We start from the raw sequence: 16,726 nt of genomic DNA, 5'->3' as shown, positions 1-16,726 counted from the left end.
CTGCGCTCGAATGGCGGCAGAGCGGTATCCGCTTCATCTACCAAAAAAACTTCGAGGCGAATGCCGCTCCGGGGTCCGTCCACCAAAGACAATCCCGCAGCAAAAGCTGGCGGGACCAGGACTCTATGGCGCCATAATACCCCGCTTCACCCAAAGCATTCCAAAAAATCTCAAACCCGGAGAACGACTTATCTCCGCCGCGCCTTGTCTTTTCGCCAGCCGCCGCGGAATCTGGCCATGCGTGGACAAGAGGAGCCCCAAAAAATGAAACTGGAATCGATCGCCCTGCATCACGGCTATGAATCGGAGGCCACCACAAAGGCCGCGGCCGTGCCGATCTATCAGACGACCTCATACACTTTCGACAATACCCAGCACGGCGCCGATCTCTTCGATCTCAAGGTCGCCGGCAATATCTATACCCGCATCATGAACCCGACGACCGCCGTGCTCGAAGCGCGCGTCGCCGAGCTTGAAGGCGGCATTGCCGGCCTGGCCCTCGCCTCGGGCATGGCCGCCATCACCTATGCCATCCAGACCATAGCCGGCGTCGGCGACAATATCGTTTCGGTCGCCCAGCTCTATGGCGGCACCTACAATCTCTTCGTGCATTCCTTCCCGCGCCAGGGCATCGAAGCCCGCCTCGTCGCGCACGACGACTACGAGGGTTTTGAAAAGGCCATCGACGAAAACACCAAGGCCATCTTCCTCGAGTCCATCGGCAACCCGGCCGGCAACGTCGTCGATATTCAAAAAATCGCCGAGATCGCCCATCGCCATGGCGTGCCTGTTATCGTCGACAACACTGTGGCGACGCCCTATCTGACCCGCCCCTTCGATTTCGGCGCCGATATCGTGGTTCATTCGCTGACAAAGTATATCGGCGGCCACGGCACCTCCATCGGCGGCATCATCGTCGACAGCGGCAAATTCGACTGGAAGGCCAATGCAAAGCGCTTCCCGGTTCTCAATGAGCCCGACCCGTCCTATCACGGCGTCGTCTATACCGAGGCTTTGGGCCCGGCAGCCTATATCGGCCGTGCCCGCGTCGTGCCGCTGCGCAATACCGGCGCCGCCATTTCCCCGTTCAACGCTTTCCAGATCCTGCAGGGCCTCGAAACCCTCGGCCTCCGCATCGAGCGTCACTCGGAAAATGCGCTAAAGGTCGCGAACTATCTCAAGAGCCATCCCAAGGTGCAGTGGGTCAACTATGCCGGCCTGCCGGATAGCCCCTACAACGCCGTGGCCAAGAAGATCTCGAAGGGCTCCGGCTCGGGTATTTTGTCGTTTGGCATCGAGGGCGGCAAGGAAGCCGGCGGCCGCTTCATCGACGCGCTGCAAATGATCCTGCGCCTCGTCAATATCGGCGACGCAAAATCGCTCGCCTGCCACCCGGCCTCGACCACCCATCGCCAGCTTTCGCCTGAAGAGCTGAAAAAGGCCGGTGTCTCCGAAGACCTCGTTCGCATCTCGGTCGGCATCGAGCATATCGACGACATCATTGCCGATATCGAACAGGCTCTCGCCAAGGCGTGATCACAATTTTCCCAGGCGGGGGCGACAAGCCCCCGCCTGGGGCGTAGGCTTTGCTTGTTTAGGGGTCGCAGTCTCTGCGTCTCGCGCCGGTTATTCGCAATTCGCATCTCTGCGGCTTCCTTGCACGAGGAGGTTCTGCCATGGCCCATATGCACGTCATGACCGGCGCCGGCGACAAGCTGGATATGCCCGTCATCCAAACCATCACTGTGAGCGATCTGATGATTGCCCTCCGGCGCGGCGCCGAGGATTTCTGGGCCAAGCCCAGCCACTATGTCGTGCTGATGCTGATCTATCCGATCATCGGCATAGTCCTCACCGTCTGGATGAACGGCTTTTACACCTGGCCCCTGCTCTATCCGCTGATCGGCGGCTTTGCCCTCATCGGCCCCATTGCCGCCCTGCCGCTCTATGAAATCTCGCGGCGGCGTGAAATGGGCGAAGACCCATCCTGGCGCGATGCCGTGAACGTCATCCGCTCCCCCGCCATCGGCAGCATCCTCGCCGTTGGCGCCATGCTTTTCGTGCTCTTCACCCTCTGGCTCACCAGCGCCCAGGCCCTCTACGAAAGCCTCTTCGGCTCCACGCCACCGCAGAGTTTCCAGGGCCTCTTCGCCCAGGTCTTTGCCGAACCCGGCGGCATGACACTCGCCATCATCGGCACAGCAATCGGCGCCTGCTTTGCCCTCGTCGTGCTTTGCACCTCCGTCGTCGCCTTCCCGCTGCTGCTCGATCGCGATGTCGGCGCCTATGTGGCGGTCGAAACCTCGTTTCGGGCGGTGATGCGCAATCTTATCCCCATGCTCGTCTGGGGTGTTATCGTCGGCGTTTCGGTCTTTGTGGGTGCGCTGACCCTGTTTGTGGGTCTGGCGGTCATCTTGCCCATTCTGGGTCATGCCACCTGGCACCTTTATCGGCAGACGGTCGCCTCCGCCTCCATGATCCGCGACATGCCGCACGCATAAACAGCCGGGCAAACTCAAAGCGAAGGAGTTGGCTTCTTAACCTCAAGGTCTTAATCTCGGCGCTTCCTTTGCCCCGAATTAGCCGAGCCCATGGACCAGACCCCTTTCGAGGCCCAGAACAGCGCCGCCACGGCGGCGCTGACGCCGATGATGGCGCAGTATTTCGAGATCAAGGCGGTCAATCCGGGCTATCTGCTGTTCTATCGCATGGGCGATTTCTACGAGCTCTTCTTCGAAGACGCCGAAATCGCCAGCGCCGCCCTGGGCATCGTCCTCACCAAGCGCGGCAAGCATCTGGGCGAAGACATCCAGATGTGTGGCGTGCCGATCCACGCGGCCAATGACTATCTAAACAAGCTCATAAAACTCGGCCACCGCGTCGCTATCTGCGAACAGGTTGAAGACCCTGCCGAAGCCAAGAAGCGCGGCAGCAAATCGGTCGTCAAACGCGACGTCGTCCGCCTCGTCACCCCCGGCACCCTGACCGAAGACGATCACCTCGATGCCCGCTCGGCCAATTATCTCGCTGCCCTCGCCATGGTCCGCCACGGCGACACCGACTTCGCCCTTGCGTGGGCCGACATCTCCACCGGCGAAACTTTTGTGGCCGACCTACCCGCCGAACGTCTCGCCGACGAACTCGCCCGCATTTCTCCGGCCGAACTGCTGCTCACCGACGCCACGCGGCAGCTGCTCGTCGAAAAGCACCTCTTCGCCCCCGCCTGGAGTGCCACCGCCACCTCTGTCGCGCCCGAAGCCGCCGACAGCGAAGTCGCCCTGCAACTCCTCCGCCGCACTTTCCCGGCCGATCTCTTCGACCCCACCGCGCTCTCCCGCGCCGGACGTTCCGCGCTGGGCGCCCTCGTCGCCTATGTCGACCAAAGCCAGAAGGGCCGCACCGCCCCACTTCGGAGCCCGGTCCTGCAGGCGAGCGACGCCGTCCTCGCCATAGACGCCGCTACCCGTTCGAGCCTCGAAATCCTGCTAACGCAGCGCGGTCAGGCCAAGGGCTCGCTGCGCCAGTCCATCGATTTGACCGTCACCGCCCCCGGCGCCCGTCTTCTGGCCAGCCGCCTTGCGGCCCCCCTGCGCGATTCGTCCGCCATCAATGCCCGCCTCGACGCCGTCGAGCGCCTGGTTGGCGATCCCCTGCTCCGCGCCCGCCTCCGCGGCGACCTGAAGGCCGCCCCCGATCTCGCCCGCGCCCTCTCCCGCCTCTCGCTCGAACGCGGTGGCCCCCGCGATCTCGCTGCCATCGGCAAAGCGGTCGCTGCTGCTCTCGAGCTGGCCTCTAATCTCGACAGCCAGCCCGACTTGCCTGCGGTTCTGTCCCGGCTGACCAAAACTCTCGGCGCCGCTCCGCTTCCCCTTGCCTCCGAGCTTGGCCTTGCCCTTGACGACGAGTTGCCTCTCCTCTCCCGAGATGGCGGCTTTGTCCGTGCTGCCTATGATGGCAAGCTCGACGAGGAACGCGGGCTCGGTTCAGAAACCCGCGCCGTGGTCGCGGCCTTGCAGGCGCGGCTGATGGACGAGACAGACGTCCGGTCCCTCAAGATCAAGCACAATGGCGTCCTTGGCTATTTCGTCGAAGTCCCGGCTGGCCATGGCCAGAAGCTGCTTGAGCCGCCGCATCGAGAAATCTTCATCCATCGCCAGACGCTGGCCAATGCCATGCGTTTTACGACGACGGAACTGGCCGAACTCGAAGGCCGCATCGCCAAGGCGCATGAAGCGGCGCTCGAAATCGAACTCGGTATCTTCACCCGCCTCCGGGAAGACGTGCTCGCCCGCACCGGCGAATTGCAGGGCCTCGCTGATGCCCTCGCCGAGCTCGACGTCACCACCGCTCTCGCCGAAGTGTCCGCCACGCGCTTCTATTGCCGCCCCCAGGTCGACGACAGCCTTGCTTTCGCCATTGTCGGCGGGCGCCATCCGGTCGTGGAACAAATGGTAAGGGCCGAAGGCCAAAGCTTTGTGGCCAATGACGCCGATCTCTCGGGTAGCGAAGATGCCGGCGGCGGCAAGCTGTGGCTGGTCACTGGCCCCAATATGGGCGGTAAGTCGACCTTCCTCCGCCAGAATGCGCTGATCGCCATCCTGGCGCAGATGGGTTGTTTCGTACCGGCCGAAAGCGCCCATATTGGCGTGGTGGACAGGCTCTTCTCCCGCGTCGGTGCCAGCGATGATATCGCTCACGGCCGCTCGACCTTCATGGTCGAAATGGTCGAGACGGCTGCCATCCTCAATCGCGCAACCCGTCACTCGCTCGTGGTTCTCGATGAAATCGGCCGCGGCACCGCGACTTTTGATGGTCTCTCCATCGCCTGGGCTTCCGTCGAAGCCCTGCATGAAACCACCGGTTGCCGCGCGCTCTTTGCGACCCACTTCCATGAACTGACCAGCCTTGCGAAAACGCTGTCCCGCGTCGCCAATGTCACGATGAAGGTGCGCGAATGGGAAGGCGAAGTTGTCTTCCTGCATGAAGTCGGCCCCGGCGCCGCCGATCGCTCCTATGGCATTCAGGTGGCCCGGCTTGCCGGTCTCCCCGATCCGGTCATCAACCGCGCCAAGCAAGTGCTCGATGTGCTCGAGCAGCGCTCGGCCGGCACCGCCTCTTCCAGCCAGAAAGCCAGCGTGCTAGACGATTTGCCGCTCTTTGCCCATCAGCCCGCCCCGGCGCCGAAGAGCAAGGACCCCATCCACGAAGCGCTCGACGCCGTCCGCCCCGACGATATGACGCCCAAGCAAGCCATCGAAGCGCTCTACGAATTGAAGAAACTCCGCGATGACGCTCGTCGACGCTGAAGCCAGACCGCGAAAAGCGCATTTCGTGCTCAAGACGGCCGAGACTATTCTCGCCGAACTCGACGCGTTTGTCGGCGATCAACCCGCCAAATCCCCTGCCGCCCGAACGGCGGTTCTGACGCATATGCGCCAGACCCTGGCCGAGGCCCGCAGGGATGCCGAAGCAGAACTGATCGCGACCAACAAAGGCACACGTTGCGCGCAAAACCTCTGTTCGGCCGAAGACGAGATCATCACCGCCGTCTATCTTTTTGCGACGACGCGCGTTTACCCGGTCGACAATCCCTCCGGTGCTGAAGCCATCGCCCTCTCCGCCGTCGGCGGCTATGGCCGCGGCACGCTGGCGCCGGGTTCGGACATCGATCTCCTCTTCATCCTGCCCTATAAGCAGACGCCCTGGGGCGAGCAGGTCACCGAATATATTCTCTACATGCTCTGGGACCTCGGCCAGAAGGTTGGCCACGCCGTCCGTTCGGTGGACGAATGCATCCGCATGGCCCGCGCCGACATGACCGTGCGCACCGCCACGCTCGAAGCGCGCTTCCTGACGGGCGACAAGTCGCTCTTCGACAATCTCGTAAAGCGCTTCGAAACCGAGATCATGCCCAAGACGGGCCCGGAGTTCATCGCCGCCAAAATGGCCGAGCGCGACGAGCGCCACCGGCAGATGGGCAATACCCGCTATGTCGTCGAGCCCAATATCAAGGACGGCAAGGGCGGTCTGCGTGACCTCAACACGCTCTTCTGGATCGGCAAGTATTTTTATCAGGTCAAGACCAGCCATGAGCTGGTCGCCAAGGGCGTCCTCACCGACGCCGAATATCGTCTCTTCCAGCGCGCCGAAGACTTTTTGTGGGCGGTGCGCTGCCACCTCCACTTCGTCACCCATCGCGCCGAAGAAAAGCTGACTTTCGACGTGCAGCCCGACCTTGCCCGTCGCATGGGCTATGCCGAGCGTATCGGCATGCTGGGCGTCGAGCGCTTCATGAAGCGCTATTTCCTCGTCGCCAAAGATGTCGGCGATCTCACCCGCATCATCTGCGCCAGCCTCGAATTCCGCCACGCCAAGGATATGGATCTCGTCGGTCGCGTGCTGGCTCCCTTCCGCACGGGCAAGACCAAGATCAAGGGCGAGACCGATTTCGTCATCGATACCGGCCGCCTCAATATCGCGACCCCGGATGCCTTCGAGAAGGACCCGGTCAATCTCATAAAAATGTTCATGGTGGCGGGCCGCGAGGAGCTTCTGTTCCACCCCGACGCTATCAAGCACATTCGCGATAGCCTGCGCCTGATCGACAACAAGCTCAGGAATGACCCTAAGGCCAATGGCTATTTCCTGACCATTCTGACCAGCCCGCTCTATGTCGAGCGCATCCTGCGCCAGATGAACGAGAGCGGCGTGCTCGGCAAATTCGTGCCCGATTTCGGCAAGATCGTCGCGCTGATGCAGTTCAACATGTACCACCACTATACGGTGGACGAGCATCTGATCCGCGCCGTCGGCTGCATGGCCGACATCGCCAATGGCGGTCTTCGTCAAGAACTGCCGCTGACCCACGAACTGCTGCCGCAGCTCAACGACACGCGGCTTCTCTACGTCGCGCTGTTCCTTCACGACATCGCCAAGGGTCGGCCCGAGGATCACTCCATTGCCGGCGCCCGCATTGCCAAAAAACTCTGCCCGCGCTTTGGCCTCAATGCGGCCGAAACCGACACCGTTTCGTGGCTCATCGAGTTTCATCTCCTCATGAGCGAAATCGCCCAGGCCCGAGATATTCAGGATCCGGAAACGGCCAAGGCCTTTGCCGATGTGGTGCAATCGCCCCAGCGCCTCGCCCTGCTGATGATCCTCACCGCCTGCGATATCCGCGCGGTGGGCCCGGGCACATGGACCGGCTGGAAGGGTTCGCTGCTGCGCGCGCTCTACTATGCGACCGAACCGCTGCTTTCGGGCGGTCACAGCCAGGTCAGCCAATCCGACCGGGTACAGGCCGCCAAGGAAGCACTCGCGAATGCCCTCACCAAATGGGCACCGGCTGATGTCGAAGCCTATGCGGCGCGCCATTACGACCACTATTGGCTGCGCGCCGAGCCCGAATTGCAGATCGAACATGCCCGCATGATCCGGCAGGCCGACGAAGCCGGCCAGCCTTTTGCCGGCTCGATCCGGGTGAAAGCGTTTGAAGGTATTACCGAGGTCAGCTTCTATACGCCGGACCACCCGCGCCTGCTCTCGCTGATCGCCGGCGCCTGCACCATGCAGGACGCCTCCATTATCGGCGCCCAGATTTTTTCGACCCGCGACGGCCGCGCCATCGACACGTTCAGGCTGCGCCGCTCCTTCACCTCCGACGAGGACGAAAAGGTTCGGGCGACCCGCATTATCGATACGGTTAAGCAACTGCTGCAGGGCAAGCGGACCGTGCTGATCGATCTGGGCAAGGAATCGCGGCACAACAAGCGCTTGAAGCCTTTCGCGCTGCCGGCCCAGGTTTCGGTCTCCAATGCCATTTCGGAAAAATTCACTGTCATCGAGGTTTCCGGCCTCGACCGCATCGGTCTTCTCTACGCGCTGACCCGCGAAATCTCTGACCTCAATCTCACCATCGGCTCCGCCCATATCGGCACCTATGGCGAAAAAGCCGTCGACGTTTTCTATGTCACCGACCTTACGGGCCAGAAGATTCACGTGAAACAGCGCCAGCGGAAGATTTATGGTGCGCTGATGGACGTGTTCGAGCGGCCGGAGGAAAAGAAGACCGCGAATGGTTGAGCTGCGGCTTTGAGCCTTTTTCGCAATTTCTTCTCCGTCGGCGCCTGGACCCTGGTCAGCCGGGTCTTTGGGCTTGTCCGCGATGCGCTGATGGCGGCCGTGCTTGGCGTTGGCCCCGCGGCCGACGCCTTTAACGCCGCCTTCCGCTTCCCCAATCTCTTCCGCCGGCTCTTTGCCGAAGGTGCCTTCAACACCGCTTTCGTGCCGATGTTCTCCGGCGCTCTCGAGCAGCAAGGCGAGGACGGCGCAAAGCTGCTGGCCTCCAAGATCATGAGCTGGCTCGTCGCCATGCTTGTCGTCGTGACGATCCTGGTCGAAATCTTCATGCCGCAGATCATGGTCGCCTTCGTGCCCGGCTTCGTGGACGACCAACAAAAATTCGATCTGACGGTCATGCTGACGCGGATCATGTTCCCCTATCTCGCCTGCATGTCGCTGATGGCGGCCTATGGGGCGATCCTCAATTCGCTGGGGCGCTTCTTCGCGGCGGCCTTCGCGCCGGTCCTGCTCAACATCGTCAACATTTCCGCGCTGATCCCGCTCGCCACTTTCTGGGTGCAGGACCCTGAGGGTGCCACGGTCTGGGTTGCACTGGCGACGATGCTCGGCGGCATCGCTCAGCTTTGGCTCGTCTGGGTGGCCATTGAACGCACTGGCTTCCGGCCCGATTTTCGCTTCCCCCGGTTCGATCCCGAAGTGCGGCGCTTCTGGGTTCTGGCCGTGCCGGCCATCCTTACGGGCGGTATCACCCAGATCAATATTTTCGTCGGCACCATCATCGCCTCCGGCGCAGACAGCACGATTTCGATCCTCTCCTACGCTGACCGGCTCTATCAATTGCCGCTCGGGATCATCGGCATTGCCATCGGCACCGTGCTGCTGCCTGAACTCAGTCGGCACCTCAAGGGTGGTCGCGAAGCCCAGGCACTGGCGAGCCAGGAACAGTCGCTGTTCATCTCCATGCTGCTGACCATGCCGGCCGCCGCGGCGCTTATCGGCATGTCCGAGCCCATCGTTCGCCTGCTCTTCGAGCGCGGTGCTTTCGATGCTTTGGCGACGAAGCAAACCGCCGAAGCGCTTGTGGCTTTCTCGGCTGGGCTGCCCGCTTATGTGCTGATCCGCGTGTTGCAGCCGGGCTTTTTCGCCCGCGAAGACACCGTCACCCCGACGATCTTTGCCGGCGTCAGCGTTGCCGCCAATATCGGCATCTCGCTCCTGTTGTTTCCCACCATGCTCCATGTCGGCATTGCCATTGCGACGGCCGTTTCCTCCTGGATCAATGTCGTTCTACTCGCCATTACGCTGGCCATTCGCGGACATTTTTCCCTGCCGCGCAGCCAGTGGTGGGGCCATATCATGATCGTCTTGATCAGTGCCGCCATGGGCCTGAGCCTGATGCTGCTGGCCAGTCACGGTGCCCACCACATCGCCGCCGGTGCCCCGCTGTGGCGGCAGGTTGCGGTGGTCGGTGCGCTCATCGTCTATGGTGTCATTTTCTACTTCACGCTCGTCCACGTCACCGGCACCCAGCGGCTCGGCACTCTGCTGCGGCGCCTGCGCCGCTCCCGGTGATAGTTTCCAATCGGCGCGGCTCCGTATAGAACGGGGCCATCTGCCTATCATCCGCTTCTGGGACCCATGGCCTTTTCTCCTCGCGTTTTTTCCGGCATCCAGCCTTCCGGCGATCTGCATCTGGGCAATTATCTCGGCGCCATCCGCCGTTTCGTGCCTCTTCAGGACACGCATGAGACCATCTATTGCGTGGTCGACATGCATGCGATTACGGTCTGGCAGGAGCCCAACGATCTCCGCCGCGCCACCCGCGAGGTTGCTGCCGCCTTTATCGCTGCCGGCGTCGACCCCAAGCGCTCGATCGTCTTCAACCAGAGCCAGGTCATGCAACATGCCGAACTGGCCTGGGTGTTCAATTGCATCGCCCGTATCGGCTGGATGAACCGCATGACGCAGTTCAAGGACAAGGCCGGCAAGAATTCCGAGAATGTTTCGCTCGGGCTTCTCGCCTATCCGTCCCTGATGGCTGCCGACATCCTGCTCTACAAGGCGACCGCCGTGCCGGTGGGCGATGACCAGAAGCAGCATCTGGAATTGACGCGCGACATCGCGGCCAAGTTCAATAATGACTATGCCGCTTCGATCGTCGAACAGGGTCTCGATCCCGATTTCTTCCCGATCACTGAGCCGCTGATTGCGGGCCCGGCAACGCGCATCATGAGCCTGCGTGATGGGACCAAGAAGATGAGCAAGTCTGATCCATCCGATCAGTCGCGCATCTCCCTGCTCGATGATGCCGATGCCATTTCCAAAAAAATCAAGAAGGCGACGACCGACCCGGCCGAACTGCCTCTCGACGTCGAAGACCTCAAGGGCCGGCCGGAGGCCGACAATCTCGTCGGCATCTACGCCGCGCTCTCGGACAAGACCAAGGCCGAGGTGTTGGTCGAATTCGGTGGCCAGGGCTGGGGCAAGTTCAAGCCGGCGCTGGCCGATCTCGCCGTGGCCCAGCTCGCGCCGATGTCCGGTGAAATGCGCCGACTGATCGAGGACACGACCACGATCGACGGCATTTTGCGCGACGGTGGCGAGCGGGCGGCCGCGATCGCCGAAAAGACCATGCACGACGTTCGCCGCATCGTCGGTTTTATCCGCTAGTTCGGAGGCGCCTTTGTACGATACCGAATACAAGCGCAAATTCCTCGTTGTCATCGACGAGACCGAAGAGTGTGACCGCGCCCTGACTTTTGCCGCCTTTCGCACCAAGCGAACGGGCGGCACGGTCGTGCTGGTCACGGTGATCCCCAAGCCCGAATTCATCGGCATGGGCGTGGAAGACGTTTTGCGGGCGGAAGCGGTGGAAGAGGCTGAGCGCAATCTCGATTCGCGCTTGGCCCGCATCAAGGAAATCGGCGATGTCAGGGCTGAATCGGTCATTCGCGAGGGCAATGGACCCGAGCAGATCGAGCAGTTGATCGACAAGGATCACGGCATCGCCATTCTGGTGCTGGCAGCTTCCAAGTCGAGCGAAGGTCCTGGCCCGCTCGTGACCCACTTCGCGGCTCGCGCCCATGCTCTACCGATTCCCCTGACCATCGTGCCGGGCCGGATGAGCGACGAAGAGATTATTGCGATCTGCTGAGTGGCCTCCTGCGGGGCAAAATCAGTCCGGTGGACTGATTTTAACGAGGCAGGCCCGAAGAGCTATGCTCGCAGGGCAAGGCCCCACGCTCGGACTTTACCACCACTCCTGCCACAAGATGGATTGCCCGGATAAACCGGGCAATGACGGCCGCGGTTGGGAGCGGATTCGCCTACGCCTCCGCCAACTGCTTCCGTTTCAGGAACGGGTCATTCAAAAACGTCCCGAACGGTACAAACGCCGCGAGCGTGGTCCGAACCCAGTCAAACCCCGAAAATCCCCTCCCCGGCAAGCAAACGGTCATCGCCAGAATATAGGCGATGAACGCCACCCCGTGGATAAGTCCGATTGGTGGGACGAGGCCGGGATAGCCGAACCAGTATTTTGCCGGCATGGCGACGAGGAATAGGGCCAGGGTTGTAATGCCTTCGGCAACCCCGATATATCTGAACAGACGGATCATGATATGGTGCTAGCGCATGGCAGCCATGGTGCACCACGCGACAAAGCAGCGCAAATTGGGCTTGCAGCCAATCCGTCTCTAATTTAGAAGCGTTCTAAGTCTACTCCACGGAGAGAGTTTATGTTCATCCAGACCGAAGCCACGCCGAATCCGGCCACGCTGAAATTCCTGCCCGGTCGTGATGTGCTGGTCGGCGAGCCGCGCGATTTCCGCACCGTCGAAGCCGCCGAAGCCTCTCCGCTGGCCGCCAGCCTGTTCGGCATTTCCGGCGTCAACGGCGTTTTCCTCGGCTCCGATTTCATCTCGGTGACCAAGGATGACACCAACTGGGCCCATATCAAGCCAGCCATTCTCGGCGTGATCATGGACCACTTCCTCTCCGGCAAGCCGGTCATCGCTGAAGGTGGCGAGGTCGACACCGATTTCGCCGCCGGCGAGGAATTCTTCGAGGAAGAAGACAAGGAAATGGTCGAGGTCATCAAGGAACTGCTGGCGACGCGTGTGCGCCCGGCAGTGGCCATGGATGGTGGCGACATCATTTTCCGCGGTTTCAAGGAAGGCACAGTCTTCCTCCACATGCAGGGCGCCTGCTCGGGCTGCCCTTCTTCGACCGCCACCCTCAAGAGTGGCATCGAAAATCTCCTCCGTCACTTCGTGCCGGGCGTGGAATCGGTCCAGCAGGTTTGAAGGAATTTAAGGGCAGAATCGCTCCCGTGGGGAGATTTAGGCTCTAAAAGATGACGCGGGCTTCGACCGCACACCAGTTAAGCAGCAAGCCAGGGGCCTCGATGAGCAATCATCGGGGCTTCTGACTTTTTGGCAGGTACTTTTTTGGAACGTGGCAGACCATGGTGAAGGCCGGGTCGAAGACATTGCCGACCTCGTAGCGCACGGCCTGGCCCATCAGATGGCTGACGGCCACGGAGGAAAGCCCGTATTCGCCGGTCAGCCAATCGAACATTTCGGTCGTTGCGTGTTGCAGTGCCTGGTCGAGTGGGCGGGCATTACCGACGGTGTAGATCGTCTCGGCGGTTTCGCCACGCGGCCATGCCTGCTTGCGGTCCTTGAGGACGCTAAGGCGCACTTCCACTTCCATGGCGGTTTCAACGCCCGTGCCGACGATTTCGCCATCGCCCTGGATGGCGTGGCAATCGCCGAGGAAGAACAGAGCGCCGGGCTCGAAGACGGGGAACCAGATACGGGCGCCGGGCCCAAAACCGTGATAGTCCATATTGCCGCCGTTCTCGGCGCTGGTGGCGGTGGAAATGGCCTGGCCATGGGCGGGGGCCACGCCGAAGCAGCCGAGCATCGGTTCGATGGGCAGGATGAACTGCTCCAGCCCTTCGACTTCTTCCTTGAGGCGCACCGTGCCAGCCTCGGCATCGATGGTCCAATCCACCTTGGCGCGCGGCGGCAGGTCGCGAACCCGTTCGGGATCGACGACATTGGCGGCCAGCGCCCCACGGGTCCAGCCGTGCTCGCGGATCGGCGTCATGCGAATAATGTCGACCTGCAGCACGTCGCCCGGTTGGGCGCCTTCCACATGGATCGGCCCGTTCATTGGGTTGGAGCCATGGGCCCGGGTGACGCCGTGCTTGTCCGCCCCGGCCGCGTCGAGGGTCTCGGTGATGACAGTGTCGCCATTGGCTACGTGCAGGGTAGCCGGGAGCTTGGCGAGGACGTTGTGCCACGCCGTGGCTTCGAAGCGATGGGTGGTCACTATTCGGCCGCTGCCTTCTGGTCTTCTGGGCGCTGGTCGGTAATAGCGAGGAGTTCTTCGACTTCTCCGCGCTTGCGGCGAATGCGCAAGCGCTTGATGCGGCGGCCATCGGCGGCGAGGATTTCGAACTCGAAGCCGTCGAGCCCGGTCACTTTCTCACCACGGCGCGGCACGTGGCCGGCAAGGTCGAAGACAAGGCCGCCCAGGGTTTCGACGTCGTCGGCATGGGTGCCGGGGTCGAAATCGGGGCCGACAACGGCGCGGACTTCGTCGAGCTCGGCGCGGGCATTGGCGATATAGGTGTCTTCGCCCACCTTGCGCACCATGGCGCGGACGGCTTCGTCGTGCTCGTCCTCGATCTTGCCCACGATGGCTTCAAGCAGATCCTCGATGGTCACGAGACCGTCGGTGCCGCCATATTCGTCGACGACGATGGCCATGTGGACGCGGCTGGCGCGCATGGATTGGAGGAGATCGCCGGCCGGCATGAAGGTCGGCACGAACATGGCCGTGCGGGTAATGCCGAGCTTGTTGATTTTCTGGCGCAGCGCCGCCGAGAGCAGTTTTACCGGGACATCCTTTTCAGGATCGGTCACCGGCTCGGTGATCTTCGCCATGGCATCTTTGATGTGGATGAAGCCGATGATCTTGTCGAGTTCGTCTTCGTAGACCGGCAGGCGCGAATGGCCGACCTGGCGGAATTTGGCGAGTAGCGTTCCGAGATTGATATCGGCCTCGACGGCCTGGATATCGGAGCGCTCGACCATGATGTCGTCGATCGAGACGGCTGACAGTTTCAGCACGTTTTGCAGGATCGTGCGTTCGCTCTCGGTAAAGTCCTGCGTCTCGGCACCGGCGCTCTCGTCAAGGGCGACCTGCAGGTCGTTGCGCAGAGAGGCCGGGCGAAGCGTCAGGATGGATTTGAGTCTGTTGATCAGGCTCGGCCCTCGCGTCGGCTGAGCGAGGGCGGGACTAGAGGAAGGTTCGGGATTATCGGGCACCCGGTTGCCCTTGCGATCGGTATCGTTCATCAATCTCAGGCTGCGAAACGCAGCGCATTATCCTCACATTGGACAAGTCATTTTGCCGGCCTATTCGGCATATGGATCGGCAATGCCGAGCCCGGCCAATATCTGGGTTTCGAGGCCTTCCATTTCCAGGGCCTCGTCCTCATCGAGGTGATCATAGCCCAAAATGTGCAAAAAGCCATGCACAACCAGATGGGTGAAATGATCCTCAAGACTGGTGCCCTGTTCTTCGGCTTCGCGGATGAGCGTTTCCCGGGCGAGCGTGATGTCGCCGAGGATGCCGATGACCGGGTCGAAAGGCTCGATCTGAGGAAAGCTCAGGACATTGGTGGACGCGTCCTTGCCCCGATATTGTGCGTTAAGCTCGCGCTGTTCCGCATCGTCGGTGAGCAGCACCGAAATCTCGGCGGCGCCCTTGATCCTGGGCTTGGCGCCGGCGAGGGTGGCGAGAACGGCGCGCTCGGCAAGGGCATCAAAATGGTCGGGCCAGTCATCCGCATTGCGGATGACTGCGATTTCGAGTGGCGGGATCGGCGGCATAGGTGTCTGGATCAGCTCCGGGGCAAAGTGCCCAGTGTCCGCGCCAGCCCCTCCGTGTCCCCATCCTTCTGGGCCAGGCGCCGCGCAGTGTCGGCTTCATAGGCCCGCACGATGCGGCCGACAAGCGCGTGGCGAACCACGTCCTTGTCGTTGAAGCGGGAAATATGCACGCCTTCGACGCCATCGAGGAGATTGACGGCTTCGACGAGCCCCGACTTTTCGCCACGCGGCAGGTCGACCTGGGTGGGGTCGCCCGTGACGATCATCTTCGAGTTCTCACCGAGACGGGTGAGAAACATCTTCATCTGCATGGATGTGGTGTTCTGGGCTTCGTCGAGGATGACGACCGCGTTGGAGAGGGTGCGGCCGCGCATGAAGGCGAGCGGCGCCACTTCGATGATCCCCGAAGTGATGCAGCGCTCGACATTTTCGGGCTTCATCATGTCATAGAGCGCGTCGTAGAGCGGTCGCAGATAGGGATCGACCTTGTCCTTCATGTCGCCGGGGAGGAACCCCAGGCGCTCACCGGCTTCGACGGCCGGGCGGGAGAGGATGATGCGGTTGATATCGCCGCGTTCAAGGAGCGAAGCCGCATGCGCCACGGCGAGATAGGTCTTGCCGGTACCGGCAGGACCGACGCCAAAAACGAGCTCCGAGCGGTCCATGGCGCGCATATAGGCGTCCTGGGCCGGGGTGCGGGCGGCGATGGTGGCTTTTCGCGTGGCGATCTGGGCCATGCGGACCTTGCCCTTGCGCTCGAGCGTCGGGAGAGTCAGCTGGCTGTCTTCGGTCTCAACCATGCGAATGACCGCGTCGACATCGGAAATGTCGGCGCTGCGGCCTTCTTCAAGGCCTTCATACAGCGATTCCAGCACGCGACGCGCCTGATCGACCTTCGAGGCTGAACCCTTGAGCAGCACGTGATTGCCGCGCGGCGTGGCCGAGACGGTAAGGCGCTGTTCGATGAGGGCGAGGTTCTGGTCGAAATCGCCGTAGAGCTGGGCAGCCAGGCGATTGTCATCAAAGGCGAGTTCGAGTTGCGATGCGAGGGCGTTATCGGCGGTAGGTGGCAAGTGCCTGCTCAAACTTTCTCGGCTCCCGAAGGGGGCGCCGCGGACTGCGTCGCCCATGCATTAATGAGGCTAGGATGATTTGGGTTCGATGTCTGTAGATAAATTGTGACACTCCACCCCGGCCGCAAGAGCGGCCAAATCGCTCCGGTGGAGCGATTTGAGGGGTGGAGGCCATTCGAGCTATGCTCGAATGGCGCAAAGCTTTGACCGGACTCGATCCGCAACTGGCATCGGCCCGGGGGGCATCGGTGTTTGGAAGGGCAACTCGAGGGCAGGTTCGAGCGGAAGGACCGCGCAGGAGCGGAACTTGGGCCCCTCCCGTTCATCTTTGAAGTTTTTGGCCCCGCGAAGCGGCCTTCGGGCTTGATCCGAGGGCCAGTGCGAGAGCCGGCGGGTTTGTGCCTGGGATGTGTGGCCCTCGGGGCGGGCCCGAGGGCAGCCCAGTGGGTGGATGAAACGTGCCCAACCAAGCACTCCCTGCGCCTGCGTTGTGATGCCCAGCACCAGAGGCCGCACACCTTCCGGCGCACGGTCGCGACGCCCCTGCGGGCGCACGGTGAAAAGCGGCTTTCGCCCCGAAAATGTAAAAATAGAAGAGGCGAAAGCCGCTTCCCACGATCGGGATTTTTTGCGCACGCCTCGAGCAGCCCCCTTTTGGGGTTTTGC

Annotated in this window: 13 protein-coding genes; 8 read left to right on the top strand and 5 right to left on the bottom strand. The window is 61.9% G+C overall.

The genetic code is table 11. The features are described from left to right. Nucleotides 1-264 precede the first annotated feature (264 nt). The 7 genes from J7557_RS07740 (at nt 265) to J7557_RS07710 (ending at nt 11,236) form a co-directional block, all read left to right on the top strand. A complete protein-coding gene (locus tag J7557_RS07740; protein WP_291419000.1) occupies nt 265-1,536 on the top strand; it encodes an aminotransferase class I/II-fold pyridoxal phosphate-dependent enzyme in 1,272 nt (423 codons plus the stop codon). 140 nt (nt 1,537-1,676) lie between these two features. Beyond that, complete coding sequence (locus J7557_RS07735) at nt 1,677-2,501, top strand: DUF2189 domain-containing protein (protein ID WP_291418998.1); 825 nt, start codon at nt 1,677-1,679, stop codon at nt 2,499-2,501. Nucleotides 2,502-2,591: 90 nt separating this feature from the next. Next, nucleotides 2,592-5,306: a DNA mismatch repair protein MutS gene (gene mutS / locus J7557_RS07730; protein ID WP_291418996.1), complete on the top strand. Its 2,715-nt coding sequence runs from the start codon at nt 2,592-2,594 to the stop codon at nt 5,304-5,306. After that, complete coding sequence (locus tag J7557_RS07725; protein ID WP_291418994.1) at nt 5,287-8,082, top strand: [protein-PII] uridylyltransferase; 2,796 nt, start codon at nt 5,287-5,289, stop codon at nt 8,080-8,082. Before mutS ends, J7557_RS07725 begins: the two co-directional genes overlap by 20 nt. A gap of 9 nt (nt 8,083-8,091) precedes the next feature. Further along, nucleotides 8,092-9,654, top strand: coding sequence for a murein biosynthesis integral membrane protein MurJ (gene murJ / locus J7557_RS07720; protein WP_291418992.1), 1,563 nt, complete (start codon nt 8,092-8,094; stop codon nt 9,652-9,654). Nucleotides 9,655-9,720: 66 nt separating this feature from the next. Further along, nucleotides 9,721-10,752, top strand: a complete 1,032-nt coding sequence (gene trpS, locus J7557_RS07715; RefSeq protein WP_291418990.1) for a tryptophan--tRNA ligase — start codon at nt 9,721-9,723, stop codon at nt 10,750-10,752. Between the two features lie 13 nt (nt 10,753-10,765). Further along, the gene (locus J7557_RS07710; protein WP_291418988.1) at nt 10,766-11,236 is read left to right on the top strand and encodes a universal stress protein; all 471 of its coding nucleotides are present in this window, start codon (nt 10,766-10,768) and stop codon (nt 11,234-11,236) included. A 172-nt stretch (nt 11,237-11,408) separates the two neighbouring features. On the opposite strand, the gene J7557_RS07705 is transcribed toward J7557_RS07710, so the two are convergent. Then, nucleotides 11,409-11,699 carry a DUF3817 domain-containing protein gene (locus tag J7557_RS07705; RefSeq protein ID WP_291418987.1) on the bottom strand — a complete coding sequence of 97 codons (291 nt, stop codon included), beginning with the start codon at nt 11,697-11,699 and terminating at the stop codon, nt 11,409-11,411. Nucleotides 11,700-11,819: 120 nt separating this feature from the next. Here J7557_RS07705 and J7557_RS07700 point away from each other — a divergent pair, with 120 nt between their 5' ends. Then, nucleotides 11,820-12,386, top strand: a complete 567-nt coding sequence (locus J7557_RS07700; RefSeq protein ID WP_291418985.1) for a NifU family protein — start codon at nt 11,820-11,822, stop codon at nt 12,384-12,386. A 109-nt stretch (nt 12,387-12,495) separates the two neighbouring features. Here the strand turns inward: J7557_RS07700 and J7557_RS07695 are convergent, their stop codons facing one another. The 4 genes from J7557_RS07695 to J7557_RS07680 are packed head-to-tail and all read right to left on the bottom strand — an operon-like array spanning nt 12,496 to nt 16,060. After that, a complete protein-coding gene (locus J7557_RS07695; protein WP_291418983.1) occupies nt 12,496-13,419 on the bottom strand; it encodes an acetamidase/formamidase family protein in 924 nt (307 codons plus the stop codon). After that, nucleotides 13,419-14,450 (bottom strand): hemolysin family protein, encoded by a 1,032-nt coding sequence (locus J7557_RS07690; protein ID WP_291418981.1) that lies wholly within the window; start codon nt 14,448-14,450, stop codon nt 13,419-13,421. The genes J7557_RS07695 and J7557_RS07690 overlap by 1 nt, the downstream gene beginning before the upstream one ends. Before the next feature lie 60 nt (nt 14,451-14,510). Beyond that, nucleotides 14,511-14,987: an rRNA maturation RNase YbeY gene (gene ybeY, locus J7557_RS07685; RefSeq protein ID WP_291418979.1), complete on the bottom strand. Its 477-nt coding sequence runs from the start codon at nt 14,985-14,987 to the stop codon at nt 14,511-14,513. An 11-nt stretch (nt 14,988-14,998) separates the two neighbouring features. Beyond that, nucleotides 14,999-16,060, bottom strand: coding sequence for a PhoH family protein (locus J7557_RS07680; RefSeq protein WP_291418977.1), 1,062 nt, complete (start codon nt 16,058-16,060; stop codon nt 14,999-15,001). Between the last annotated feature and the right edge of the window lie 666 nt (nt 16,061-16,726).

It is taken from the genome of Devosia sp. (assembly GCF_017744655.1).
Classification (GTDB): Bacteria; Pseudomonadota; Alphaproteobacteria; order Rhizobiales; family Devosiaceae; genus Devosia.
Note: the sequence above shows the minus strand (reverse complement) of the source record. Positions and strands in the feature narration are given on the sequence as shown.

Bases quoted from the DNA above. Each gene is read 5' to 3' on its own strand.
- J7557_RS07700 (WP_291418985.1), top strand. From the start codon at position 11,820: ATGTTCATCCAGACCGAAGCCACGCCGAATCCGGCCACGCTGAAATTC.
- J7557_RS07705 (WP_291418987.1), bottom strand. From the start codon at position 11,699: ATGATCCGTCTGTTCAGATATATCGGGGTTGCCGAAGGCATTACAACC.
- J7557_RS07725 (WP_291418994.1), top strand. From the start codon at position 5,287: ATGACGCTCGTCGACGCTGAAGCCAGACCGCGAAAAGCGCATTTCGTG.
- ybeY (WP_291418979.1), bottom strand. From the start codon at position 14,987: ATGCCGCCGATCCCGCCACTCGAAATCGCAGTCATCCGCAATGCGGAT.
- J7557_RS07690 (WP_291418981.1), bottom strand. From the start codon at position 14,450: ATGAACGATACCGATCGCAAGGGCAACCGGGTGCCCGATAATCCCGAA.
- mutS (WP_291418996.1), top strand. From the start codon at position 2,592: ATGGACCAGACCCCTTTCGAGGCCCAGAACAGCGCCGCCACGGCGGCG.
- J7557_RS07740 (WP_291419000.1), top strand. From the start codon at position 265: ATGAAACTGGAATCGATCGCCCTGCATCACGGCTATGAATCGGAGGCC.
- trpS (WP_291418990.1), top strand. From the start codon at position 9,721: ATGGCCTTTTCTCCTCGCGTTTTTTCCGGCATCCAGCCTTCCGGCGAT.
- J7557_RS07735 (WP_291418998.1), top strand. From the start codon at position 1,677: ATGGCCCATATGCACGTCATGACCGGCGCCGGCGACAAGCTGGATATG.